Annotated in this window: 1 protein-coding gene; it reads right to left on the reverse strand. The window is 44.0% G+C overall.

Annotated elements, in window-relative coordinates; all coding sequences use genetic code 11:
* On the reverse strand, window positions 1–1,346 hold a 1,346-nt coding region (locus tag FM107_RS01425; protein ID WP_179204367.1), incomplete at both ends, for an N-6 DNA methylase.

The raw sequence follows: 1,346 nt of genomic DNA on the forward strand, positions 1-1,346 counted from the left end.
AGCTTCCTGTTTTTTGCCATTTACTGGTGGTGTACCGTTAGATTTTGGCGGTATATAAGGTTGTTGCATCCCACCGCCGAACAGGTCAGTTTGGCGACCTATTGTACCACCTCTTTTTTTAGCGGTTTGTCTTTTGGCTTGCGTGGCTTTTTTGGGGGGAGCAACCACCATTACAGGATCACCCGCATTTTCAAACAGGTCAAAGATGCTTAACTGTTTCAGTTCCTGCGGACTTTCCTGATGAATTGTCGCAGTTGGTGCAGGTTGTGGCTTTTGCTGAATGATTATGGGTTCAACAACCGGAGGTGTTACCTTTGGCTCAACCGGAATTTGTATTATAGGTTTATTTTTGCGTTCGCCTTTGTACAAAGCCAAATTCAGGTGCTTTCCAAAATCTTCGGAAAGCATTTGCTTCAAATCTTTGGCAATGCCGTCCACACCGTCTTTATGGGTATAGATGATTGCAGGTTGTCCGTAGGGGTCGGTGTCAATTTTACGGTCGGTATGGATTACTCTCGTTCCATTCCGAAAGAAAGCATTGCTTGGCGTATTGTATTTGGTCTGTTTGCTTTGGCAAAACAGTTCTTCTGTTTCAGTCAGACTTTGTTTTTCCGTATTCTTTTGCAGGATTATCAAATCGCTTCCGACTTCCGTACCAGAATAATCTGTAAACAGGTTGTTGGGCAACCGCACAACCGAAACCAAATTATTGTTCTCCATTAACGCCCTCCGTATCGGCTCATTCTTCGGGCTGTTTAAAACGCCTTGCGAGGTAATGAACGCTTGTAAACCACCCTCACGGAGCATATCATTTCCTTTCAGAAAGAAATAGTTATGGATGCTTCGGGAAGCCTGTACTTTTGCATTGTCCTTACTTCGGGAAAAGGATAAATCGAATACGGAGGTATCGCCAAACGGAATATTACTTGCGACTACATCATAGCTGTTTTGTTCCTTTTCGGGGATTTCCTCAAAACCGCTTATACGGATAGTGCTTTCGGGATAAAGCTGTTTTAAAACCTTACCTGTCAGCAAATCCTTTTCATAGGCAGTAATTTTGGGTTGTTGGTTTTCCGAAAAGGATTGTATAAACGAGCCGATACCAGCGGAGGGTTCGAGAAATTTATCAATCTTCACACCGCTTTCACGCAAGGTTGCGGAAATCGCATCAATAACCTGTGGCGGGGTATAAAAAGCTGTCAGTACGGAGCTTTTCATACTATCCACGTACCTGCGGTATTGCTTATCGTCTTCGGAATTTTCTTTGAGCAGTTGGTGGAGTTCCTGCGTAATGGGGAATAAATCGTGGTCGGTTTTCCGCCAATGGTTGATGTCTATTTCGTCCG

It is taken from the genome of Sphingobacterium sp. JB170, assembly GCF_900163865.1.
In the GTDB taxonomy this organism is placed as follows: domain Bacteria; phylum Bacteroidota; class Bacteroidia; order Sphingobacteriales; family Sphingobacteriaceae; genus Sphingobacterium.